A 22,516-nucleotide genomic window follows, 5' to 3' on the forward strand; every position below is an offset into this window, starting at 1 on the left:
AAGCGAGAGGATTTTTTTATTTATGTCGGAACAGTTCGGACAATGGAAAACTGAGCTTTTCTTCCAGATATTGATCGGTTTCCTGTAATCTAGGTGAGAAATTTTGCATCCAGATATCATCAGTCTGGGCATTAGTGAGATGGTTTTTGCGTGGCAGTGGATAGGGTAATTGCAGATAAAAATTCCAGAAGCTGACCTGATCCAGATCACGAACCAGCACATATTCATTCTCATCGGTGCGTTTAATCAGATTCTGCTTTTCAAACATGGCGACATAGCTCGGCCAGCGGCCAATTTCATCTCTGCCCAAGACTTCAAGCGCTTGTGCTTCACTGATACTTTCACCGGTCTTCTGTTTTTTATAAAAGAGCTCTAACAAATCCAGCAGCATGACGATGGGATGGCGTTTATTGTCCTGCCCAGATTCAAAAGCCGTCAAGGCATAACTGATTTCAACCCCCAATAACACAATAATCCACGACAGATAAATCCAGAGCAGGAAAATCGGCACGGCGGCGAAGGCACCATAGACAATTTCATAACTGGTGAAGTTCGACATGATATAGCCGAACAGGTTTTTCAGTAGCTCAAACACCACGGCACTAAACAGACCGGCAATAAAGGCAGATTTAAGCGGTACACTGCGATTCGGGATAGTCCAGTTCAAAATGAAAAATCCGAGTACAGTCAAAGAAAAGGAAATCGCCCATAGGACAAAAGCGCCATCAAGCTCATAACCGGCAAAGTTATTGCTGAGAATGCTCATGGATGCCACGGTCGAAGAAATCACAAATGCACTGCCGAGTAAAATCGGCCCGAGCGAAATGATGGTCCAGTAACGCATAAAGCCCATAATTCCGCCCCGCGTTTCAGTCACGCGCCAAATGCGGTTAAACACCGTTTCGATACTGCTGAGCATCAATACTGTCGTCACAAACAAGAACAGAATACCAATGATGGTGAGATTGCTGGATTTATCGGTAAAGGCATTCAGGGCCTTATCAAAGGCAATTGTAGTTTTGGGTAAAAAATTACTATAGATCAGTTGTTGCAATTGCTGCCGCGCAGGTTCCAGCGCTTTAATGGAAGAGATAATTACCAGAAAAACCGTCAGCATCGGCACCACCGCAAACAGGGTAGTGTAGGTCAGGGAACCTGCCTGTTCGCGACAGCGGTCTGCTTCAAAGCGTCGAAGTACAAATAAAACAAATTGAAACCAGTGTTTTTCATAGAAAGGTAATTTCTTTAAATACTTAACAATCATCTGCATCCAATCTCAATTTTTTTAATCATCATGAATTTTCACCATCAGCTTAACCAAAAAACTTGCAAAGTATCGTATAGTTTTATTTTTTTAAGTAATGAATAAGAACCATGATGCAACCTTATGTCCTTGTTTTATATTACAGCAAATATGGCTCAACCAAAGAAATGGCGCATCTGATTGCCAATGGAATTGAAGCGGCAGGCGTGGCAGTAAAAATCAGGACAGTTCCAAATATATCCAGCATGGTAAAAGTCGCTGAACCGAGTATTCCGGCGGAAGGGGATATTTACTGTACTCTGGACGATCTGGCGCAATGTGCCGGCCTGGCGCTTGGTTCACCGACCCGTTTTGGCAATATGGCCTCTGAAATGAAATATTTTTGGGATCAGACCACGAGTCTGTGGCTGAATGGAGCGCTACACGGTAAACCGGCTTGCGTGTTTACGGCATCAGGTTCCATGCATGGCGGACAGGAAAGTACTTTGCTGACCATGCTGCCGCCGTTGTTCCATCATGGCATGATGATCATGGGGCTTAGTAACGCAACACCGGCACTCTCGAATACCAAAACTGGTGGTACGCCTTATGGCGCTAGTCATGTCAGCGGCCCACGGCATGATCAGGGCCTGAGTCAGGATGAAAAAATTCTGTGTGAAGTACAAGGCAAGCGTTTAGGTGAAGTGGTACTGAAACTCAATCGAGTCTGACAAGCACTCACAGGAAATGAAGAATGAACTTCATTTCCTGAATTTTATTAGGCTTCTTTTTGATCTTTTTGATCTTTTTGATCTTTTTGATCTTTTTGATCTTTTTGACTAAATCTGTATTTGCATTTCAGACATTGATAATCCTGAAACAGATTACGGTCGACAGAAACCCCGGCTTTTTTCCCCAGAAAATTACCGACCACACCGCCGGTAATCCCGACACTGATTGCACCGACAAAAGTGCCTACGGTTCCGCCGACAATCACACCTAAAGGTCCGGCTACTGTACCAATTGCAGCGCCAATCGATGCACCTGAAGCAGCGCCACCCACAGTCCCTGCAGTTGCACCCGCTGAACTCATGAGAATGCCGCCAATTTTCTTTAAATTCTGTTCATGATCGCGCTGTTCGATATCAGCTGAGCCACATTTAGGACATTGCATAGATTGTTCCATCAAGGATTGAGATGTGCTTGTTTTAGGTTTGTCGGGAATAGGATGTGTGCCCTGATCAGCACTTATTCATAACATACAACAACACACTAGATAAGTTTTGAATTCGCAAATCAGAAACATTGCATACTCACTTGATTCTAGTTGAGTTCACGCTAAAACATTGTATTTCAGCTGTAAATATATGCCTTCTTGGTTGATTAACGCAATTCTTAACCTGTCATTGAGGAAATGGCAAATCTCAAGATCATCAGAAATGTTCTTCTCTCATCAGTCTAAATATTGCGATCTTAGGTAGGCCATTTCTGGATTCGAAATGAAAAAGGAAGGGAAGTCGAAAAATATGTAAACGAGTTCTTATCAGGTCTATTCAAGTTTTCAGCCAAAATACATCTGAATATTGGCGTTTCTTTATAAGTCACCTTCATTGTAATTGATTAATTATATTTTAAATAAATCGTGACATTTATCCTTATTAAATAGAAGTTCTAATAAAATAAAAATTTACGACTTTTAAAATATAAAAAATATATTATCTTAATCAAGTTTTTTGGATGAATTTTATATTCAAAAAAATTTATATAATGATTTCTTACAAATCACAAATAATAAACAAATATATATTAATTTAATAAAAACAATAATTTATATTTTTAAATAAAACAAAAAAAATAAGTGAATAGGGATAAGTTTTACATTTTATAATTTTATGTGATTTAATATTTTTCAGATAAATTTAATCTTACTTAAATGAAAAATTAAATAAATATCTTAAGTCAGAGGATATTAAGATTATGAGAATATTAGTTATCAATCTGGGTTTATTAGGTTTATTTTTTCTGAGTAACGCTTATGCCACCTCTGATGAGTGGACTCAGCGTTGGAAATCATCCAGTGCCCGTTCCAATGAGAATCTAGTTCAAGCCAATCTGATCGAACTCAAGGAGTCAGACTATTATTCCGGATTAGGTAAAACCACCGTTCATAGCACCTCAACCACTTCCATCGGGACGGTAAATACCCCGACCAACAATATCAATGTAGAGGGTGCAGACAACAATATTGATATTACGAGTGAATTGCTGAATGAAGCACCAGTCAATTCAAATACCAACCAAAATCCTCAGCGCTGTCTTAATTTAAGTAACAGACCAGGAGAATCACAATGTTGAATTTCTCCTCGACCAGAAGATATTTATCTTTCGTAAGTGTCACCGTCCTTTTTAGTTCTTTTTTAACAGGCTGCACAGGTTTAGCACCCTCAAACAAGAAGCCAGTTAGCCTGGTGCAAGGTCCCCCAATTACCGATATTTTTACCCCTTTTGATATGGCTTTATCCTGCCTAAAAGGACAATTACGTAGTGACGTGAGTTTCTCCGTAGGGGCAATTCTGGATCAAACTGGTAAGGATGTAGTTACCAATGGTGGTAGCGGAAAAATGGTGACCCAAGGTGCGGGAGATATGGTGCAATCTGCCTTGTTTCAGGCGGGGGTGAGCTTAATGAACCGGCGTGATCCCCGGATTATCGAAAGCGAAGCCAAGTGGGGCATTCGTGATCCAAGACAAATCCAGGCTTCTGATTATTATGTGACAGGCAGTATTAACAGTCTTGATTTTATTCCGGGTGGTGGTTTTGATATGCAAATCGCCGGTGTCGGCCCGAATTATAGTCAAACCCGGATTATGGTCGGTCTGGATTTATCTCTGACAGATACCCGCAGCAGTAAAGTCGTGGGCAATGTTTCATTGCAGAAGCAAATTGCTGCACAGGATTATGGCTTAAGTGCAGGCAGATTCGCTGGTCGTACACTCTTAAACATTCAGATTGGAAAAGGAGAACGCGAGGCAACTAATTTTGCCTTGCGACAAATGTTGAATCTGGCCACTTTTGAATTGCTGAGTCAGGTTGTCCCACCCGCCGTATTTGAAAGCTGTCGTGCGCAGATACCGCCAGAGTTCGGTCAATTAAACTTAACCCGAAGTTCTGTTGCGCTGCATAAATACAAGAAAAACCACCAACAAAATAGTACTGCTTCAAGCAGTGCTGTTCAGGAGTCAGTCTCAAGCCAGGGAGACTCATTCAATGAAAAAAATAAGTCAACCAACTCTCCGAGCAAAGATACAAAACCACCTAAACAGAAAGAGTCTGAGGTGATTCAAAACCCTGAAGCAGAGCCTGAAATGAGTAAACAGGACTTGATTAAATATATCAGCAAGAAGCAGCGTCAACCTTCTTCAAATGAAAAGAATGAAGAAAAAGATACTCAAGAAAAGGCTGATAAAGAACAAGAAGATGAAAAAACTACAACGCTATGGGAGGTCAATCCTGATGTGGTCGAAAATTACTGGTCTAGCATGCAACGTGATTAAAAATATTTAAAAATGGGCTCGCTCCCATTATAAGAAGGAGTACTTAGCGAGAGGTACTTCAAAACAAAAGTAGGAAGAACAACGATGAAAAACACAATCAAAACAATCGCTTTATCCGTCGCCTTTCTGTCTGGTACAGGTATGGCATACGCCCAAGGAGATGAAACACCTACTGACGTCACCGTAGATACAGGCTTGCAAGCTACCCTGGATTCTATTTCTCAGCAGGTTGAAAATGGTTCTGCTTTGAATCTTGCAGTGAATACAGGTGATGTTGATGCAAGCGTCGATTTAGAAGCAATTGCAGAAGCTACAAGAGAAGCACCAGAAGCCATTAGTTCAATTGAAGGTACAATTGAAACTACTGCGATTGGTGCTGCGAATACCGGTAGTATCAGTATTGAGCAGGGTAGCTACAATAAGGTGGTATCAGACATATCAGATGCAACGGATAACTACGACTACAGTGCAGTAACGAGTGCAACTAATAATTCTGAAACTCTAGAGGAGCTATCAGAGATTGGGGATAGTTCAGATATCTCGGAAGTTGCGAGTTCAACACTGAGTACCAACTATAGTGAGGAAATCAATGAAACTTTAAGCAATTATAGTGTAGCGAATATTGCTTATAATGCAGGTGCTATTGATGCATCAGTCAGTGCTATTGCAGAAGGAACTCAAACTGCTATTAACAACAGCATCACAACTACCGCTATCGGTGCTGTGAATAGCGGTAGTATCACTGTGACTGTTAAATAAACTCTTTTTTTGAGGTGAACACAGGTCTAACTATTGGCAGATAGTTAGGCCTCTTTATTTTATAATAACATCCACATAAATTGTTGTTTATTCATCGGATAAAAAAGTACTTATTTAATGACATTCTCTATTTCAGAAATTGAATAGTCTGGAGCTTAAGATTAAGTCATTTATCTAGGATCAAATCTGGAAGAATAAATAAGAACTTAGGCTGAGCTATAGCTGAGTTCCGGATATTTTAAATTTATATCATCAGAAAAACGCAATAAAAAAAGAGCGCATCAGCGCTCTTTTAAAATTCATTAGCGAGTTTAGTCGCGAATGAATTCAACTGTACCATTTGCCAAAGACTTCACGCGTGCCAGCGATTCCACACGGTAGCCTTTTTCAAGCAGCAGGTCACGACCTGGCTGGAATGATTTTTCAATCACAATGCCAATACCGACTACTTCTGCATTTGCCTGGTGGATCAGGTCTGCAAGACCTAAAGCCGCTTGACCATTAGCCAGGAAATCATCGATCACTAAAACCTTATCGGTTAAGCTGATGTGTTTATTTGAAATCGCGATCGTGCTTTCAGTCTGTTTGGTAAATGAAAAGACTTTAGAACGATATAAATCATCTTTCAGGGTGAGAGACTGGTATTTACGTGCAAAGATTACAGGTACGCCAAGCTCTAGGCCGGCCATTACGGCAGGTGCAATACCTGATGCTTCAATCGTAATAATTTTGGTAATACCAGCATCCTTAAACAGACGCGCAAATTCTTGACCAATCAGTTGCATCATGACTGGATCAATCTGATGGTTTAAGAAAGAGTCTACTTTCAAAACTTCTTCAGAGAGGACGATGCCTTCAGCCAAGATTTTCTGTTCTAGTGCATGCACGGGAGAATCCTCAAGAGCAGGTGCTTTTTCAAGCAAAAGCGTATTGTAAAAAGCACCCGGAAAAAATCAAGTGAAATTCGCCAAAAACTTAGTTGCTTGCACCTTTATAGTCAGTTAACAGTAAACCATAGGAGGTTTTCTTGTCGACATGCGAAACTTTGACTGGAAGATAGTCAAGTTTTGGTGCCAGCCAGAAAATGGTTTCACGACCTGGTTTGCTGTGTTTCATCACCACTTTAATGGTATTAAAGGATCCGTATTTGGTGCTTATAGTCTCTGAACCCTGTTTGACAAACTTACGGCCTTCAACTTCTTTGGCATCAGCGATATAGTAATTTGCTTTCAGACCTGAATTTTTTAAATCTTCACGGATCTGCAATTCCGCATTCAACTCATCCAGAACATCTGCTCTCCAGGCAAAAGAACGTTTCTCATCGTCTTTCTTGGTACTGATGCTTTTGCTGGAAGGATTGAAATTAATACTCATGGTATTGTTATGCACCAGTACTTTACTGCTGCGACTGAAACTGCTTGAGCCGATCTTGCCATTATTAAAAGTAAAGCGGCTGGTTTCGGTTGCAGAGGCAATCCCCCCGGCTTTTGCAGCAAAGACATACGTCCAGTTATTGCCAGATTTACTTAGAGTCCGTGTTGCAGAACCCATATTCTTGCCATTATAGCTAAATTGATAACTGGCCTGGAAAGGAGTCATGGCAAAAGCCTGGCTAGAAATACCAGTGAACAGTATTGCGCTGCTCAGACCCGTGGTCATCACTAAAATTTTGAATACAGTCTTCGCCATCAGTTATTTTCCTATATTGATTCAATTGGCAAAACATATCACTTATTGGACCCTTTATTATTTGGGCAAAATATGGAAATTGAAGGGATATTTCTGCCAAAAATGTATATTTCATGTAGTTTTATGGAACTTTTGTTCAAAAACTACGTTTGGCATGATTTAAGAAGGATCTTTCTGTTTGATGGGGGTGACCCGGTTGTCATCCATCTCGTCTTCATCCCAGTTTTCTTCCTGATCTTGGGAGAGTTTTCTAAACAGGGCGGCCAGATTGACATTACCAATCACCACCAGTTCGGCTTCACGAAGTACTGCGTGATTCACATGAACTTTGCCCAAGGTATCAATGACCGATCGGCTTTTGCCTAACCAGCGATTTAAATCCAGATAGAGCAAGTCATCGATGACTTTAATTACACCCAATTTTTCCAGAATCATTCCCAAAGGATCTTTATGCAAGACACGTTGATAGAAAAACAGGCCAAAACGCACGCCCAGTTTATACAGCATATTCGGATATTTGGCTTCAATCAGCTGAGTATCACTAATTTGCTCGAACACGATCAACTGGGTAGTTTTATTCAGTTCCATCTGTACCAGTTTCAAATCAACCGATAAAGTGACAATCAAGCCTTTATAATCTAGTGTTGCATATAAACGCAGCCAGTCTTCATGTAAATCTGCATGTAAGTCTTTCAATGCATCGACATTATCTGTGACAAAGCGCTGAAAAGTTGCATTCAGGAAGACTTGCGATAAGGGAAATTCACGCTCATCTTCAATAAATCCTTCCGCCCTCTGATACACTTGGCGGATTCGGTTGGAAATATTGGAAATTAGCGTTTGCATACTGAAGCGTCCTGGCAACTTTATTTTTGACTCGGGATGTATCTTGTCGAATTGTATGAAAAATACAAGCGTTCATGCTTGAAGTTTAGCAAAATAAATAGCACCATTTTTATAGTTTTAGTTATGTAACGTTGAAGATTTGATGGATTTGGCATTTTAAAAAGATAAATGACGAATCCGTTTATTTTTAATCTTTCAAATACTTTTTTGGGGAGCTGAACTCATTATTGAGTTTAGGCGAATGTGAAAAAACGATGATACTCATGCCTCTGGTCAGAACTTGGTGGAAAGATCCAGTGTTTAGCAGTGCGTTGCTTGCCGCAGGCATTCTGCATTTGATCGTGCTGACACTGGAATTTGGTATGCCGCAAGATCGGGATACCAGTACCAAAGAAATCGCGGTCAGCTTGCGCCAAACTGATGAAAAAATTGAGCATGCTGATTTTCTGGCCCAAACGGACCAGCAGGGTTCCGGCCAGTTTAGAGAAGCTCATCGCATGTCGAGTGATATGCCATCGCCGTTAATGGAGCAACATGCAGGTGAAGAACTGCAAGAAAGTCTAGATATGCTGCAACAGCAACAGGAACTCAGTTTTGAAGAAAAAGTCCTGATGACCACCTTGAGTTGGCAAAAGCAGGCGGAAGAAAATCAGCGTAAAAAAATGCAGGAGCAATTACAGAGCCAGTTTCAGGCCAAAGCGGCCATGGTCGCCAGTCTGGAAGCGCAATATTTACAGCGTCAACAAAATTTCAGTCGTCAGCAAAAAATTAAAACTGTAGATGGGATTCAGGCCAAGCAGGATGTTTCGGCCGCCTATCTGGAAAAGTTCCGCGAGAAGGTGGAATTCTATGGGAACCGCTACTATCCGGAAGCAGCGAAACAACAGAATCTGGCAGGGGAAGTGCGGCTGATGGTGATCCTGAACCAGAATGGCGGAATTCGTGCCATTCGGCTGATTGACAGTTCAGGACATGCCATGCTGGACGAAGCAGCCAAAGCTTCCGTGCGTAAGGCAGCCCCATTTGGTGCTTTCGATAGCAAAATGAAAGAAATTTCCGAACTGCGGGTGATTCGTACCTGGCGTTTTGACCCGGCTGAAGCAGAGTTTGAGGTGCGTTAGACTATTTATTCATTTGTAAACCCTCCCTCTAACTCCCTCCCAAAGGGAGGGAGAACTATCATTGAGCTATAGGTATTAAAACTCCCTCTCCTTATGGGAGAGGGTTGGGGTGAGGGTAAACAATAAAAAAAGCGAGCCTTGGCCCGCTTTTTTTATGAAGAAATTTTAGTTTTGTTCCAGATAAGGATTTTCAAAGCCCAGCTTGGCCAGAATTTCGATTTCAATGCCTTCCATTTCTTCTGCATCTTCATCTGAAGTTTCATGATCATAGCCCATTAAGTGCAAGGTGCCATGAACCAGCATATGGGTAAAGTGAGTCAAAGGCGCTTTGCCCTGTTCACTCGCTTCACGTAATACCACAGGAATACAGATCACCAGATCACCAATGGGAAATGCATCCAGAAACTGCGCCATTTCATCTGGAAGCTCACTCGGGAAAGACAGTACATTGGTCGGTTTGTCCTTGCCTCGATATTCCAGATTCAGTTTATGACTTTCGTCATTATCGACACAGGCAATTCCGATTTCGCAATTACTCTGAGTGCCGATATGACGTAAAGTGGTTTCTACAACTTTTTTAATGTAGGCCCGCTTCAGTACCAGTTCAGGCGACTGAAAGTCCTGTTGTAAGGAAAGACTAAGTTTCAACACAAATCCTTAAGTTTAAAGCTTAATGCTGTGCGTCTGCCGCAGCATCATTTTCAGCGATCAAGGCTTCCTGACGTGCTTTACGTTCGGCACGTGCTTCAGCACTTAAACGCTGCTGTTCACTGTCCCAACCTTCGTAGGCTTCGACAATTTTCTGTACCAGCTGATGACGTACCACATCACGCGAATGGAAACGGGTGATATGAATTTCAGGAATTTTATCAATCACGCGCAAGGCATGTGACAGACCGGATTGCTGACCACGCGGTAAATCCACCTGAGTTACGTCGCCCGTAATCACAGCACGTGAGCCAAAACCTAAACGGGTCAGGAACATCTTCATCTGTTCTGGGGTAGTGTTCTGCGCTTCATCCAGAATCACGAAAGAATGATTCAGGGTACGGCCACGCATATAAGCAAGCGGAGCGACTTCAATCACTTGACGTTCGATCAACTTGGCCACTTTTTCAAATCCAAGCATTTCATACAGCGCGTCATACAAGGGACGTAAGTACGGATCGATTTTCTGGGATAAATCCCCCGGCAAGAAACCAAGTTTTTCACCGGCTTCAACCGCAGGACGGACTAACAGGATACGTTGGATTTCATTGCGTTCCAGCATATCCACTGCAGCTGCAACGGCGAGATAGGTTTTACCTGTACCGGCAGGGCCAATACCAAAAGAAATATCACTTTGCAGAATGCGCTGTACATAACGTTTCTGGTTGGCACCACGCGGATTGATCCGGCCTTTACGGGTTTGCAGCCACACATTGTCCAGCCCCGTATGTTCCTGATCATCCAGATCTTGCTGAAGCTCGCGGTCAGTCTGGCTGCCCTGAATCATCAGATGTAAAGTATCTGCACTAATCTGCTGACTATGTTCAGATTCTTCATGAAGACGTTGCAAGAGCATTTCGGCTCTCTCAACGGCATCGATTCCACCATCAATAATAAAACTTTCTCCACGATGGGAGATTTTGACGTCTAAACGTTGTTCAATTTGCTTCAAATGGCCGTTATAGGCACCTAACATGGCTTGTATACGGTCCATCGAAATTCCAGGAAAAGCTACTGTACGTCGAATCGCTGCAGTCAAGAGTGTTCCTTATGAAGTGTGCGTTATATGCTCTACATTACGCCACGTCAGGCTCAAGATTCAAGAGCTCACCATAAACTAAATTCAAAGTTTTAATTTCGGTAATTTCAATCTCGGCAAAGCGGCCTACCCAGGCAGGGTCACCAATAAAGTTGACATAACGGGTATTGTCCGCCGTACCGACCAGAATATTCGGATCTTTATCAGAAACTTTTTCGATCAGTACACGCTGGATAGACCCGAGCATGGCATCCGTCTTGTCAATGCTTGAACGCTTAATCCATTGCTGAACTTTAGCCAGACGTTCTTTTTTCACATCTTCAGAGATCGTATCTTCCAGTTCTGCCGCAGGCGTACCCGGGCGTTTTGAATAGATAAAACTATAAGAGTGGTCGAAATCTAGATCCTGAATAAACTGATAAGTCTCTTCAAAGTTTTCACCTGTTTCACCCGGGAAACCAATGATAAAGTCTGAAGATAGGTGCATGTCAGGGCGAACTGCACGTAACTTTTTAATCTTTTCGATGTAAACATCAATCGTATGGTTACGCTTCATGGCTTGCAACACATCATTGGAACCGCTTTGTACCGGCAGATGCAGATGTGAAACCATTTGTGGCAGGTCACGATAACACTGGATCAGGTCGTCATTAAATTCCAGTGGATGCGAAGTGGTATAACGAATCCGGCCAATGCCCGGAATATCCGCGACTAAACGCAACAGATCGGCAAAAGTACAGATATTGCCTTCGAATGTTTCACCACGATAGCCATTGACGTTTTGACCCAGCAGGGAAATTTCACGCACGCCTTTTTCTGCCAGACCCGCAATTTCAGCCAGTACATCATCCAGTGGGCGAGACACTTCTTCACCACGGGTATAAGGCACCACGCAGAACGAACAATATTTTGAACAGCCTTCCATGATCGAAACAAAGGCTTTATAGCCCTCAACACGCGGTTCAGGCAGAAAGTCGAATTTTTCGATATCCGGGAAGGAGATATCTACCAGTTTGATTTTTTCTTTTTTCGGTTTTTCGATCTGGTCAAAATGCTGATCCAGCATTTGTGGCAAGCGGTGCAGAGTTTGCGGGCCAAAAATCATATCGACATAATTGGCACGTTTCTGGATGTTGTCGCCTTCCTGAGACGCCACACAGCCGCCAACCCCGATAATCAGATCCGGATTCTTGTCTTTCAGTTTGCGCCAGCGACCCAGCTCGGAAAACACTTTTTCTTGGGCTTTTTCACGGATCGAGCAGGTATTCATCAGCAGAATATCGGCATCTTTAGGATCGTTGGTCAGCACATAGCCATGAGAATCGCCTAACAGGTCTGCCATACGGTGACTGTCGTACTCATTCATCTGACACCCTTGTGTTTCGATGTACAGTTTTTTGACTGAAGCATCGCTAACAGGGGTGTGCGCTGGCTGGGTAACAGTGTTTTCTGAGGCAGCTGGGGCACCATTCGGAATGAAGGTTTGAACCGTCATGTAGGCTCCTACAAGGTAATACGTTGAAAGAGTGAACGAACAGCCTGATTGATGCATCAAACAGGTGAATAAAAATTCAATTCACGGACTGAAATCTTGGAAAGGCGCATATTTTAGCAGGAAAGTCGCTTAAACTTATAGCCCAAATTAACTGTGGAAAAATATTGATTTATGGGCAAAAATTGTCTGTAGATTAATATTGCTTAATCATAAGGTTACATAACTGAACAATAGAGTTGGTTATAATCTTCAAACTAGCTCTTATGATATGCAACATGGGCAAAGCACAAAATCGATGATAGAAGGCAAAGGGATGTTGAAACACACTAAAACTATGTATAAATACTATAAATTAATTACTTTAAGTGTGGCATGTATCTGTTCAGCGAGTACACAGGCAGCAGAAGAACAATTTAATGATGCCTTGCGTGCAGCCAATGCAGGCAATATTGAACTGTTACAGCAATATCGTCTGTCTATGCAGAATGATGCCTTGGGCTATTATCCGGAATACTGGATTTTAAACCAGAATCTTGCCATGCAGCCTGTCAGCCAGATTATCAGCTTTGCCCAGCGTTACCCTCAATCCGCCATGGCTGAAAAGCTGGCAGCGGACTATGTCGAAGAAAAAGTAAAAATGGCAGACTTTGGCACTGCCCAACCGGTATTGCCTTATGTAACCAATGCTGATCCTGCCGAAGCCTGTGCAGTGGCACAAGTGCGCGCCAAAGCTGGCGATGAACTGGTCTATGCCGAGTTTAAAGAAGTCTGGTTAACTACCAATAGCCAGCCTGAATCTTGTACCGGTTTGGGCCGGATGATGCTATCCAGTCCACTTATGACGGCAGAAGACCGTCAGCAGCGACTCTGGGGACAACTTCGTGCCGGACAGTCAGGTCAGGCCATTGCGACAGCGCAAGGCATTGGTCTAAATCTGTCTCTGGCACAACTAAATTCGATTCAAGCCAATCCCACTAATTATTTGTGGTCTGCGCCTAAAAGTACTGCGGCGGAGCATGCCTATCTGATTTATGCGCTGGGACGTCTGGCCGATAGCGATTTGGACTCAGCTTTGTCTATCGTCAAACGGACTGCCGAAGGTACACCAGTACAGGTACAACGCGCCTTATATCGTGCTGTCGGTTATATCGGTGGTACCACAGTCATGAAAAACAACTTCAACCGGGAAGTGTTAAATGCGCTAGATGCCAGCTATGGTCTGCCATTTAGCCCGGAAGAAGCCGAGATTTATGCGCGTCAGGCGATTCGTTTTAGTGCCTGGGAAAGCCTGATTCGTGCGATTGACAGCATGAGCGTCAACCAGAAGCAGGAAGATCGCTGGCAATATTGGCTGGCTCGTGCTAGTGAACAACGTGCTGACCGTGCTTCCAAGCAGGCAGCAGAAAGTATTTATCGTAAGCTGGCGATCGGAGATGACTATCACAATCTTTTGGCACGCGACAAGCTGGGGCAGGTGACCGCGAGTACACCAACCCCGGCACAGCCATCCAATCAGGCTATGCAGCGCTTGAATCAGGATATTCATTTCCGCCGTGCTTTCACTTTACGTAATATCAGCGCCCCAGAGAACTACATTAACCGTGAATGGAACTGGGCAGTACGTCAGGCTTATCTGAAGAAAGATGATGACCTGTTGCTGGCTGCGGCAAAGCGTGCCATGGACATGGGTTGGCATGATCGGGCCATTTATGCTGCCGACCGTACCGCGAACAAACATAACTACAATTATCGTTTTCCAATGCCGCATCAGAATTACGTGGTCAGCCATAGTCGTAATGCCGGCATAGATCCAGCCTGGGCCTACGGGTTGATGCGTCAGGAAAGCCGTTTCAATACTGTGGCACGTTCACATGTAGGTGCGGGTGGTCTGATGCAGATTATGCCGGACACGGCCAAGCTGGTGGCACGTCAAATGGGTGAAGCTTATAACCCGGCGGCACTCACCGATATGAATACCAATATTCGCTACGGAACATTCTATTTATCTACGATTCAGCGTCAGCTCAGCGATAGTCCGGTGCTGGCAACGGCAGGTTATAATGCTGGCCCAAACCGTGCCCGCCGCTGGCAGCCAGAATTTCAGGGGATTGCCGCAGATCAATATACTGAAAGTATTCCTTTACTTGAAACCCGAGATTATGTGAAACATGTCATGACCAATGCCACGCATTACGGTATCTTGTTAGGACAGGGGGCACAGTCAGTGGGTAAACGCATGCAACTGATACCATTACGTAATACACAATAAAATTAAAATTATTGGGGGATGGTGATTTATTCATGAAAATAATGAAGGATCGTCGAGTCTGGGCTGGATCGGTTGCGCTTGTAGTATTGGCCAGCAGTCAGGCAGCCTTTGCTGCACCAACAGACTATGTCATGGATGTACAAATGGTCCCGGCCTTATGTAGCTTGTACCCGGAATATGCCAAGAAGCGAAAATGTCTGGAAGGTTATTCGCTGAATATCTCCGGCTTATATCCTCAGACCACATCACAAAATTGCACGACCAATAGCTCTGCGAAACTGTCACCACTGCAGTCCAAGGTAGTGGCCAGGATCATGCCGGATGACAATACCCGGACAATTTTATGGCGCAATATCGGTGGCTGCGTGCCGATGAATGCCAGTCAGTATTTCCGGACGATTATCAATTATGCAGATCGTCTTAAAGTGCCTGCGGAACTAACGGAACAGGAAAATATCACGATTTCTGTCGATACATTGCGAGCCAAATTCCTGAAAATTAATCCGCAATTACCGGGCAATGCCTTGCGATTCAACTGCCAGCAGACTCAGTCAGCTAGCGTGCTTACCTCGATCAAGGTCTGTTATCGCCCCAATGGCAATTACAAATCCTGTCCTGCCAACATTATTAATACATGCCCAAAAACTGTCACAATAAAAGGAACATACTGAGCTTTTTTGCCGATTTAATTTATATTTCCTATCAGACTTTAGGTGAAATCCGTCCTCTTTTATATGCATCTGGCAAAGGATTGGAGTACAATCTTTCGCGTTTACGATTATTAGATTAAATACTAACTATTTAATCGCATTGAATATCCTCAATTGGAGATAATTAGATGAAGCAAGCAGTTCGTGTTGCCGTTACTGGCGCTGCAGGTCAAATTGGTTACAGCCTATTATTCCGTATCGCAAGCGGCGAAATGCTAGGTAAAGATCAACCAGTGATTTTGCAATTGCTCGAAGTTCCTTTTGAGAAAGCTCAACAAGCGCTTAAAGGCGTAATGATGGAGCTTCAAGATTGTGCATTCCCATTACTAGAAGACATGATCGGTACTGATGATCCTAAAGTTGCATTCAAAGATGCTGACTACGCGCTTCTAGTTGGTTCACGTCCACGTGGTCCAGGTATGGAACGTGCTGACCTGCTTAAAGTGAACGGTGAAATCTTCATCGGTCAAGGTCAAGCATTGAACGAAGTGGCGAGCCGTGACGTTAAAGTTCTAGTTGTTGGTAACCCTGCAAACACGAATGCTTACATCGCAATGAAATCTGCTCCAGATCTTCCAGCGAAAAACTTCACTGCAATGTTACGTCTTGACCACAACCGTGCTGCATCTCAAATTGCTGCTAAAACTGGTAAAGCGGTTAAAGACATCAAAAATCTTACAGTTTGGGGTAACCACTCTCCAACCATGTATGCTGACTACCGTTTTGCAACAATTAACGGCGAAAGCGTTAAAGACATGATCAACGACCAAGAATGGAATGCAAATACATTCCTTCCGACTGTTGGTAAACGTGGTGCTGCGATCATCGAAGCACGTGGTTTGTCTTCTGCTGCTTCTGCTGCTAACGCTGCAATCGACCATATGCGCGATTGGGCTCTTGGCACAAATGGCGAATGGGTAACGATGGGTATTCCTTCTGACGGTTCTTACGGTATCCCTGAAGGCGTAATGTTCGGTTTCCCTGTAACGACTGAAAACGGTGAATACAAAATCGTTCAAGGTCTAGAAATCGACGAATTCAGTCAAGAGCGTATCAACTTCACGTTGAATGAACTTGAAGAAGAGCGCGCAGCAATTGCTGACATGCTTAAATAATTTGATCTTTTCAGATTAAGTTGAAAAAGCACTCCATTTGGGGTGCTTTTTTTGTATCACTCACTTTAATCAACAAAAAATAACAAGCTGTGAAGGAGAGACAACTGAGTTTTCGCTATGAGCCCTCTAAGGTAGAAACAAGATTATAGATAAAAAGATGGAGGTTCAGATGTTAGAGCAACGCGCCACCTTCGAACTTTTCTTTGAACAATTGGGTCTGGATTCGAGTCCGGAAGCGATTGACGAGTTTATTAGCACGCATCAAATTGGTATGGATGTGCCACTGCATAAAGCTCCTTTTTGGAGTAAATCACAGCATGACTTTCTGATCAGTCACTGGAAGAAAGATGATGACTGGGCCATTTTTGTCGATGTGTTAAATGAACAATTACATATTGAGGCAGAGGGTTCAGGTTCCTGTGACATACCCAGCCATAAATCAACCTAAGAATTCGAATCTCAACACGCTCATAATTTAACGCTACGATGGAGTCTATTTATGCTTACGGAACAACAGTTAACTTTAGAATTATTATTTGAACAATTGGGTTTGCCTTCTGATGAAGCCTCAATTACTCAGTTTACCGATACCCATCAATTACCATCTGAAGTCGCATTGCCAGATGCCGAATTCTGGAGTGAGGGGCAAAGTGCCTTCTTGCGTGAACATTGGCACCAAGATGATGAATGGATTGTCATTATTGACAAGTTAAATCAGCTTTTACATGTGGAAAGCGACAAACAAAGCGTTTAAATGCATTCATACAAAAAGAAACAACAAACCTAGTCAAAGGACTAGGTTTTTTTTGTCTTATCTTATAAGTTAGATCTATAAATAATTACAATTTATCTGATATAAGGAGGGCGCGATGCTCGCAAAGAACCAACCATCCTTAGAGCTCTTGTTTTCTCAGCTCGGTCTCGCCAATAGTCCTGCGGCTATTGAATTGTATGTACGCACCCATCAACTGCCAGCAGGGCTGTCCTTGCATGATGCGCCATTCTGGAATAAAGCCCAGCGTTCTTTATTGATTAGCCATTTGGTACAAGATGATGATTGGGCAATTTGGGTCGATGAACTGAATCAGCAACTGCACATGGACGCTTATAGACGTCAACCTGCCTGATCATTTTTTCTGTGTTCTTCTGGTATTTAGAGTAAGACGATATAACTTGCATTAAAAAACGCCTCATCTGAGGCGTTTTATTCTTTGGCTTAATGCATTTTGCTTTTTAATATTTTGTTAAACCATTCGTGCTGACGATAATCATTAAATGCATGATGCTGCTGTAATAATTCCAGCTCAAATTCGGCAGTGTTGGTGTACTTACCTAACCAGTGGCGAGTCAGGGCTGGCTCATTTTTACTGGCACTGGCATAGGCCAGGAAGAAATAAATATCACCATGCTCATAACTGGCCATTGGCTTTAAAATTTGCTGGGTAATCAGGGCAAAATGGTGCTCTTTAGTCAATTCAAAGAACATCATATAGGCCTTGGCTAGATGCAAAGATAGGTTGATATACATGCGCAGCGGCATTTCTTCAAATTCTACCCGGCCTTGTTCCAGCAACACTACGGCTTCTTGCAGGAAATGTCGCTGTTCCTGGCGCAGTTCACTTAAAGTCACCAGCTGTAAACGAAGATCAGCACGTTCAAGCGTTAATTCCGGCGTATTGCCTTTTAAATACAATTGGTCAGTTTCACCCAGACGTTGAATAATCTGTTTGGTTGTTAATCGCATCAACGCAATCCTCATTTCTCAATAATGGCTATATGAGGTTAAAAATTAAAATTTAAAGCGGCAGCGCGTCTTAGAGCAGTGAGGTATCACTTCTTAGCCAGGCGGTAATAGATAGACGTTGCTGTTTAGAGATTAAAACTTCATGTAATAAATCGCTCTGGAACAGCGCCATTCGGTTTGGTTTTGGCTGGATAATATGCCACTGGCCATGTTTGTCCTGCAGGCGTAGTTCACCGCCCCAGTCCGTCTGCCATTGTCCATGTAAATAATACACACTGGAAATCATCCGGCCATTTTTATCTTGAGGGTTGTCACGGTGCAGAGCATAAAACTCACCCGCGTGATAGCAAGCGAAATGTGCTTCGACATCTTTGATGCCTAAATAAAACGCGCGGTTTAAAATTTGGGAAAATTGTTGAAGTGTTTGGATGTGTCGGTGGGAAATTTGAAATTCAGGTTGTAACCAAAGAATATGATCACTACGGATGTTGTTAACGACACCATTTTGAATGGCTGCATTACGAAATTCGTTTAAGTGGCTTAAGCATTCTTGACTCACTGCATGTTGATATTCGCTAGAGTAAGCATCGTCAACAATACTAAAGCCATGTTGATCTAAATCATCTAAGATTTGATCAACATTCCAATCCCCTGGGATGATAACTGCTTCCATTTTTTCAATTCTCGATAGTGTGGTAAAAAAAGGTCCGCTATTTTAGTTCAATAATCGTTTCTGAACGAAATAGTTTTTCATGTTAAAATAGCAATTGATCTTAGGAATAATTGAAACATGAATTACCGTCACTCTTACCACGCAGGCAACTTTGCCGATGTCATGAAGCACGTTTTATTGCTTCAGTTGTTGACTCGACTGAATGCAAAAGACAAACCTTATCGCTATGTAGATACACATGGTGGTGCAGGTAAATATGATTTGTCGACTGCCGAAGCGCAAAAATCAGGTGAGTTTTTAAACGGTATTCATCGTCTTATTAAGCTGGATGATTCGATCAAGCGTAATGCACCTGAAGGCGTACAACAATACTTGAAAATTGTTGAAAACATGCGTGAAAACTTTGGTAAGGGTGCTTATCCGGGTTCGCCGTGGTTTGCGCTAGAAGGCATGCGTGAAATTGATAAAGCGACCATTTTTGAAATGCAGCGTGATGTATTCCAGCAACTTCGTCATAATATTTTTGACAAGCGTGCCGGTTTGCATGAGCGTGATGCATACGAAGGTCTGTTGGCAGTCATTCCGCCAAAAGAAAAACGTGGTCTGGTGATGATCGATCCGCCATATGAACTGGAACGTAAAGATTTCCCGCAGTTGGTCGAACTACTGGTTGCTGCGTATAAGAAATGGCCGACAGGTGTATTTGCCGTTTGGTATCCAATTAAAGACCGTGCCATGATTGAACGTTTTGAGAAGAAAATGTTTAAGACCGGTATCCGCCGTCAACTGGTGTGTGAAGTCTGTGTATGGCCGGATGATACCCCAGTAGGCCTGAACGGTTGTGGTTTGCTGGTGATTAACCCACCTTGGAAATTCTCTGAAGATGCTGATGAAGCACTACAGTGGTTATTCCCGCATCTTCGCATGAGTGAAAACGGTGGTCACGCTGCAGTTCGTTGGTTAGTGGGCGAATAATTTTTTCAAAGATCAGGTCATAGCTAGGATCGACAAGAATGACAAATATAAGCAAACCGGAACGTGACTCTTCAACTGAAGTGCCTTTCGATGGCATCACCTTTGAGGTAGAAGAAGAGGAGCATACCCAGGAAGGGCAAAAAGTTAAGCGTCGAGGCATCTATCTATGGCCGAATCTGATTACAACGGCAGCGTTGTTGTCAGGTTTCTACTCGATTATTGCCAGTATGAATGGTGATTTTCAGCAAGCTATTTATGCGATTTTTATTGCGGCATTACTGGATGGACTGGATGGACGTGTGGCACGTGCTATTGGTGCACAAAGTCCGTTCGGTGAACAATTTGACTCGCTTTCTGACATGCTGGCTTTTGGCGTAGCTCCCGCTATTTTGATGTATAGCTGGGGCTTGAGTGATTTGGGCCGTATTGGTCTGGCGGCTTGTTTTGTTTATACCGCATGTGCTGCGTTCCGTCTGGCACGCTTCAATGTACAGATTGGTGTGGTCGACAAACGTTATTTTATTGGTGTCGCAAGTCCTCTGGCTGCCATCATGATTGTGTCACTGGTCTGGGTCGGTCTGGATTTTCCAGAAATCTTTGATATTCGTGAACCTTCTCTTCAGGTCATTAATGCAGTGGTCATCATTGCGGTAGGCTTGTTGATGATTTCCAATATCAAATACTATTCATTTAAAACTGTAGAACGTAAACGGGTTCCATTTTTTGTCCTACCAATTGCCGTATTCGTCTTTGCAGCGATGACTTATAATATTCCTGTGGGCATTCTGGTCATTTCTATTCTCTATGCCTTGTCTGGTTTTGTAACCACCTTTATGGCAAAAAGATCGAGTACATTATAAAAATATAAGGAGTCTGAGATGCGGTTTCTTCAAGATTTTCTAGATCGTTCGAAACAGCTAAATCAGACTCCTGCTGTTTCGCGCTATCCCGCCTATCATGGTCCTACCTCAAAATATAAAATTATTCATCAAGGTTTGATGATCCCCGGGCTTCCGGCACCGCTCTATTATTTAAACTTTATGAGTATTATCGGGCAACCCAATGCACCCATGCTGTCAAACCCGAGCGCAATCGAAACCACAGCCTTAGATACCGCCACCGTGATTTGCAGTTCGAGTCCGCATATGGTGGGGCAATTACATCACTACTCGGTCAAGCAGGACTGTCATTTTAAATCGGGTCTGTTTCAGTTTCTGGATCGGGAGCAATTGAGCGGAAATTTCCCAAATTTTCGTTTGCAACGTTCTGACTCGGAGCTCAGTTTGGATTTAAATATTCAAACTATTCAACTGATTTCTCATTTTACCAAAATGCGGTTTTCCTTGGCAGATCACTGGTCTTTGCTATGTCATTGTCAGGGAACGGTGAACTATAAAGCGCAGCAATATACGATTGATGGTCTGGGAAGCTTTGAATACGCGCGGAGTTTTAACTTTCCCTATCTGCCTTTGGCCTTCCTGACTTATCAAATTATTAATCTCAGTGAAAATCGGCAACTGTTGTTGGCGCAGATTCGGGATGGTTTTAATCGTATTGTTCAGTCGCGGATCTATCTGCGTGATTTAAAAAACATGCGGACCCAAATGTTCGATCGCAAAGTTTATTTTAAAGTTCATCGTGTTTATCCGCGTGTCACGACACCCAATCGGCAAATTATGTATTTGCCGCGAGAATTTGAATGGTGTTATGAAAATGCAGACGGTACTTGTATCTGGGTACAAGGTCAAAGTCGTGGAGATTTTAAATTTGGCCTGGCAGCGGGCTATGTAGGAAGTTTTAGTTATCAAGTAAAAATAAATGAAGAAACCGAAAGTGGGGAGGGGGGCTATTGTGAATACATAGATTGTCGGCCTTTACGCTTTCAGGAACAGAATAAAACAGAAAAAAGATTAAGTCATTTATCCAATTCAGTCCCTTTACTGCTCAAGAAATGAAGAAAATCGCGATTTTTGTAGAATAAATAAACAGTCGTGATATTTTTGCTGAATTATTTAAAAATAGGGGTTGTATTGGGTCGGGAATGCTGTAGAATGCACATCCATCGGCGGTGATGAAGATTAAAACTTCTGATAAAACAGTGACTTAGTTAAGTTTGATTAAGTTCGGTTTTAGAAAGAAATTTTAAAAATAGTTTTTATTACTGGTTGACTTTCTAGAGATAGAGAGTAATATAGCCGACCTAGCTTGCTGGTGACGAATCAGCAAGAAGATCATTAAGAGATTATGAAGAACAACTTGTGTGGATTTTTACTGGTTGATTGATCGAAATTATTTTCATTGATTGATGGTAGAAATTACTCGAAGTTTATTTGAGAAATATTTGTCAGAAAATTGATGAGCCAAGATTGGTACCCTTTAAGGTACTACTGATTTTAAACTGAAGAGTTTGATCATGGCTCAGATTGAACGCTGGCGGCAGGCTTAACACATGCAAGTCGAGCGGGGAAGAGTAGCTTGCTACTTGACCTAGCGGCGGACGGGTGAGTAATGCTTAGGAATCTGCCTATTAGTGGGGGACAACATCTCGAAAGGGATGCTAATACCGCATACGTCCT

General features: G+C 42.8%; 24 protein-coding genes and 1 rRNA gene. 15 read left to right on the forward strand and 10 right to left on the reverse strand.

Annotated elements, in window-relative coordinates:
* Positions 1-16: 16 nt before the first annotated feature.
* Positions 17-1,264 (reverse strand): YihY family inner membrane protein, encoded by a 1,248-nt coding sequence (locus NI469_RS05305; RefSeq protein WP_184412847.1) that lies wholly within the window; start codon positions 1,262-1,264, stop codon positions 17-19.
* A gap of 113 nt (positions 1,265-1,377) precedes the next feature.
* On the opposite strand from NI469_RS05305, the gene wrbA reads away from it, so the two are divergent.
* Positions 1,378-1,974: an NAD(P)H:quinone oxidoreductase gene (wrbA, locus tag NI469_RS05310; RefSeq protein ID WP_114541585.1), complete on the forward strand. Its 597-nt coding sequence runs from the start codon at positions 1,378-1,380 to the stop codon at positions 1,972-1,974.
* A gap of 47 nt (positions 1,975-2,021) precedes the next feature.
* On the opposite strand, the gene NI469_RS05315 is transcribed toward wrbA, so the two are convergent.
* The gene (locus NI469_RS05315) at positions 2,022-2,429 is read right to left on the reverse strand and encodes a hypothetical protein (protein WP_171054336.1); all 408 of its coding nucleotides are present in this window, start codon (positions 2,427-2,429) and stop codon (positions 2,022-2,024) included.
* Between the two features lie 791 nt (positions 2,430-3,220).
* On the opposite strand from NI469_RS05315, the gene NI469_RS05320 reads away from it, so the two are divergent.
* From NI469_RS05320 to NI469_RS05330, 3 genes are all read left to right on the forward strand, one after another.
* Positions 3,221-3,598, forward strand: coding sequence for a hypothetical protein (locus NI469_RS05320; RefSeq protein WP_253174559.1), 378 nt, complete (start codon positions 3,221-3,223; stop codon positions 3,596-3,598).
* Positions 3,592-4,797, forward strand: a complete 1,206-nt coding sequence (locus tag NI469_RS05325; RefSeq protein ID WP_253174560.1) for a CsgG/HfaB family protein — start codon at positions 3,592-3,594, stop codon at positions 4,795-4,797. The genes NI469_RS05320 and NI469_RS05325 overlap by 7 nt, the downstream gene beginning before the upstream one ends.
* Before the next feature lie 84 nt (positions 4,798-4,881).
* Positions 4,882-5,556 carry a hypothetical protein gene (locus NI469_RS05330; protein WP_253174561.1) on the forward strand — a complete coding sequence of 225 codons (675 nt, stop codon included), beginning with the start codon at positions 4,882-4,884 and terminating at the stop codon, positions 5,554-5,556.
* A 311-nt stretch (positions 5,557-5,867) separates the two neighbouring features.
* Here NI469_RS05330 and NI469_RS05335 read toward each other — a convergent pair whose 3' ends face one another.
* From NI469_RS05335 to NI469_RS05345, 3 genes are all read right to left on the reverse strand, one after another.
* Entirely contained in the window at positions 5,868-6,443 is a 576-nt protein-coding gene (locus tag NI469_RS05335) for a xanthine phosphoribosyltransferase (RefSeq protein ID WP_253174562.1), read from the reverse strand.
* A gap of 88 nt (positions 6,444-6,531) precedes the next feature.
* A complete protein-coding gene (locus tag NI469_RS05340) occupies positions 6,532-7,245 on the reverse strand; it encodes a DUF3108 domain-containing protein (RefSeq protein WP_253174563.1) in 714 nt (237 codons plus the stop codon).
* 159 nt (positions 7,246-7,404) lie between these two features.
* Positions 7,405-8,091 (reverse strand): hypothetical protein, encoded by a 687-nt coding sequence (locus NI469_RS05345; protein ID WP_174894205.1) that lies wholly within the window; start codon positions 8,089-8,091, stop codon positions 7,405-7,407.
* A 263-nt stretch (positions 8,092-8,354) separates the two neighbouring features.
* Here NI469_RS05345 and NI469_RS05350 point away from each other — a divergent pair, with 263 nt between their 5' ends.
* Positions 8,355-9,212: an energy transducer TonB gene (locus NI469_RS05350; protein WP_253174564.1), complete on the forward strand. Its 858-nt coding sequence runs from the start codon at positions 8,355-8,357 to the stop codon at positions 9,210-9,212.
* Positions 9,213-9,377: 165 nt separating this feature from the next.
* On the opposite strand, the gene ybeY is transcribed toward NI469_RS05350, so the two are convergent.
* The 3 genes from ybeY to miaB are packed head-to-tail and all read right to left on the reverse strand — an operon-like array spanning position 9,378 to position 12,454.
* Positions 9,378-9,860 carry an rRNA maturation RNase YbeY gene (gene ybeY / locus NI469_RS05355; protein ID WP_213686839.1) on the reverse strand — a complete coding sequence of 161 codons (483 nt, stop codon included), beginning with the start codon at positions 9,858-9,860 and terminating at the stop codon, positions 9,378-9,380.
* Between the two features lie 22 nt (positions 9,861-9,882).
* A complete protein-coding gene (locus NI469_RS05360; protein ID WP_253174565.1) occupies positions 9,883-10,959 on the reverse strand; it encodes a PhoH family protein in 1,077 nt (358 codons plus the stop codon).
* Between the two features lie 37 nt (positions 10,960-10,996).
* Entirely contained in the window at positions 10,997-12,454 is a 1,458-nt protein-coding gene (miaB, locus tag NI469_RS05365) for a tRNA (N6-isopentenyl adenosine(37)-C2)-methylthiotransferase MiaB (protein WP_253174566.1), read from the reverse strand.
* A 334-nt stretch (positions 12,455-12,788) separates the two neighbouring features.
* Here miaB and NI469_RS05370 point away from each other — a divergent pair, with 334 nt between their 5' ends.
* The 6 genes from NI469_RS05370 to NI469_RS05395 all read left to right on the forward strand — a co-directional run bounded on the left by NI469_RS05370 (position 12,789) and on the right by NI469_RS05395 (position 17,675).
* Positions 12,789-14,723 carry a lytic transglycosylase domain-containing protein gene (locus NI469_RS05370; RefSeq protein ID WP_253174570.1) on the forward strand — a complete coding sequence of 645 codons (1,935 nt, stop codon included), beginning with the start codon at positions 12,789-12,791 and terminating at the stop codon, positions 14,721-14,723.
* Positions 14,724-14,755: 32 nt separating this feature from the next.
* Entirely contained in the window at positions 14,756-15,394 is a 639-nt protein-coding gene (locus NI469_RS05375; protein ID WP_373683237.1) for a ribonuclease T2 family protein, read from the forward strand.
* A gap of 167 nt (positions 15,395-15,561) precedes the next feature.
* Complete coding sequence (locus NI469_RS05380; protein WP_004645103.1) at positions 15,562-16,548, forward strand: malate dehydrogenase; 987 nt, start codon at positions 15,562-15,564, stop codon at positions 16,546-16,548.
* A gap of 169 nt (positions 16,549-16,717) precedes the next feature.
* Entirely contained in the window at positions 16,718-16,996 is a 279-nt protein-coding gene (locus tag NI469_RS05385; RefSeq protein WP_004645104.1) for a DUF2789 family protein, read from the forward strand.
* A 51-nt stretch (positions 16,997-17,047) separates the two neighbouring features.
* On the forward strand, positions 17,048-17,302 hold the full coding sequence (locus NI469_RS05390; RefSeq protein ID WP_253138811.1) for a DUF2789 family protein: 255 nt from the start codon (positions 17,048-17,050) through the stop codon (positions 17,300-17,302).
* A 115-nt stretch (positions 17,303-17,417) separates the two neighbouring features.
* The gene (locus tag NI469_RS05395) at positions 17,418-17,675 is read left to right on the forward strand and encodes a DUF2789 family protein (protein WP_004645106.1); all 258 of its coding nucleotides are present in this window, start codon (positions 17,418-17,420) and stop codon (positions 17,673-17,675) included.
* Positions 17,676-17,764: 89 nt separating this feature from the next.
* Here NI469_RS05395 and NI469_RS05400 read toward each other — a convergent pair whose 3' ends face one another.
* Positions 17,765-18,292, reverse strand: coding sequence for a hypothetical protein (locus tag NI469_RS05400; protein WP_005108638.1), 528 nt, complete (start codon positions 18,290-18,292; stop codon positions 17,765-17,767).
* A 70-nt stretch (positions 18,293-18,362) separates the two neighbouring features.
* The gene (locus NI469_RS05405; protein ID WP_191111887.1) at positions 18,363-18,965 is read right to left on the reverse strand and encodes a 2OG-Fe(II) oxygenase; all 603 of its coding nucleotides are present in this window, start codon (positions 18,963-18,965) and stop codon (positions 18,363-18,365) included.
* Positions 18,966-19,082: 117 nt separating this feature from the next.
* Between NI469_RS05405 and NI469_RS05410 the strand changes: the two genes are divergently transcribed.
* From NI469_RS05410 to NI469_RS05425, 4 genes are all read left to right on the forward strand, one after another.
* Complete coding sequence (locus NI469_RS05410; protein ID WP_004281423.1) at positions 19,083-19,940, forward strand: 23S rRNA (adenine(2030)-N(6))-methyltransferase RlmJ; 858 nt, start codon at positions 19,083-19,085, stop codon at positions 19,938-19,940.
* Positions 19,941-19,978: 38 nt separating this feature from the next.
* Positions 19,979-20,800 (forward strand): CDP-diacylglycerol--serine O-phosphatidyltransferase, encoded by an 822-nt coding sequence (gene pssA / locus NI469_RS05415; RefSeq protein WP_005108642.1) that lies wholly within the window; start codon positions 19,979-19,981, stop codon positions 20,798-20,800.
* 18 nt (positions 20,801-20,818) lie between these two features.
* Positions 20,819-21,895, forward strand: a complete 1,077-nt coding sequence (locus NI469_RS05420; protein WP_253174567.1) for a DUF6670 family protein — start codon at positions 20,819-20,821, stop codon at positions 21,893-21,895.
* 440 nt (positions 21,896-22,335) lie between these two features.
* A 16S ribosomal RNA gene (locus NI469_RS05425) occupies positions 22,336-22,516 on the forward strand; the annotation flags it as partial.

It is taken from the genome of Acinetobacter lwoffii, from assembly GCF_024129735.1.
Classification (GTDB): domain Bacteria; phylum Pseudomonadota; class Gammaproteobacteria; order Pseudomonadales; family Moraxellaceae; genus Acinetobacter; species Acinetobacter lwoffii_H.

Coding starts and splice junctions, on each gene's coding strand:
- NI469_RS05305 (WP_184412847.1), bottom strand. CDS start 1,264: ATGATTGTTAAGTATTTAAAGAAATTACCTTTCTATGAAAAACACTGG.
- wrbA (WP_114541585.1), top strand. CDS start 1,378: ATGCAACCTTATGTCCTTGTTTTATATTACAGCAAATATGGCTCAACC.
- NI469_RS05315 (WP_171054336.1), bottom strand. CDS start 2,429: ATGGAACAATCTATGCAATGTCCTAAATGTGGCTCAGCTGATATCGAA.
- NI469_RS05320 (WP_253174559.1), top strand. CDS start 3,221: ATGAGAATATTAGTTATCAATCTGGGTTTATTAGGTTTATTTTTTCTG.
- NI469_RS05325 (WP_253174560.1), top strand. CDS start 3,592: ATGTTGAATTTCTCCTCGACCAGAAGATATTTATCTTTCGTAAGTGTC.
- NI469_RS05330 (WP_253174561.1), top strand. CDS start 4,882: ATGAAAAACACAATCAAAACAATCGCTTTATCCGTCGCCTTTCTGTCT.
- NI469_RS05340 (WP_253174563.1), bottom strand. CDS start 7,245: ATGGCGAAGACTGTATTCAAAATTTTAGTGATGACCACGGGTCTGAGC.
- NI469_RS05345 (WP_174894205.1), bottom strand. CDS start 8,091: ATGCAAACGCTAATTTCCAATATTTCCAACCGAATCCGCCAAGTGTAT.
- NI469_RS05350 (WP_253174564.1), top strand. CDS start 8,355: ATGCCTCTGGTCAGAACTTGGTGGAAAGATCCAGTGTTTAGCAGTGCG.
- miaB (WP_253174566.1), bottom strand. CDS start 12,454: ATGACGGTTCAAACCTTCATTCCGAATGGTGCCCCAGCTGCCTCAGAA.
- NI469_RS05370 (WP_253174570.1), top strand. CDS start 12,789: ATGTATAAATACTATAAATTAATTACTTTAAGTGTGGCATGTATCTGT.
- NI469_RS05375 (WP_373683237.1), top strand. CDS start 14,756: ATGAAAATAATGAAGGATCGTCGAGTCTGGGCTGGATCGGTTGCGCTT.
- NI469_RS05380 (WP_004645103.1), top strand. CDS start 15,562: ATGAAGCAAGCAGTTCGTGTTGCCGTTACTGGCGCTGCAGGTCAAATT.
- NI469_RS05385 (WP_004645104.1), top strand. CDS start 16,718: ATGTTAGAGCAACGCGCCACCTTCGAACTTTTCTTTGAACAATTGGGT.
- NI469_RS05390 (WP_253138811.1), top strand. CDS start 17,048: ATGCTTACGGAACAACAGTTAACTTTAGAATTATTATTTGAACAATTG.
- NI469_RS05395 (WP_004645106.1), top strand. CDS start 17,418: ATGCTCGCAAAGAACCAACCATCCTTAGAGCTCTTGTTTTCTCAGCTC.
- NI469_RS05400 (WP_005108638.1), bottom strand. CDS start 18,292: ATGCGATTAACAACCAAACAGATTATTCAACGTCTGGGTGAAACTGAC.
- NI469_RS05405 (WP_191111887.1), bottom strand. CDS start 18,965: ATGGAAGCAGTTATCATCCCAGGGGATTGGAATGTTGATCAAATCTTA.
- NI469_RS05410 (WP_004281423.1), top strand. CDS start 19,083: ATGAATTACCGTCACTCTTACCACGCAGGCAACTTTGCCGATGTCATG.
- pssA (WP_005108642.1), top strand. CDS start 19,979: ATGACAAATATAAGCAAACCGGAACGTGACTCTTCAACTGAAGTGCCT.
- NI469_RS05420 (WP_253174567.1), top strand. CDS start 20,819: ATGCGGTTTCTTCAAGATTTTCTAGATCGTTCGAAACAGCTAAATCAG.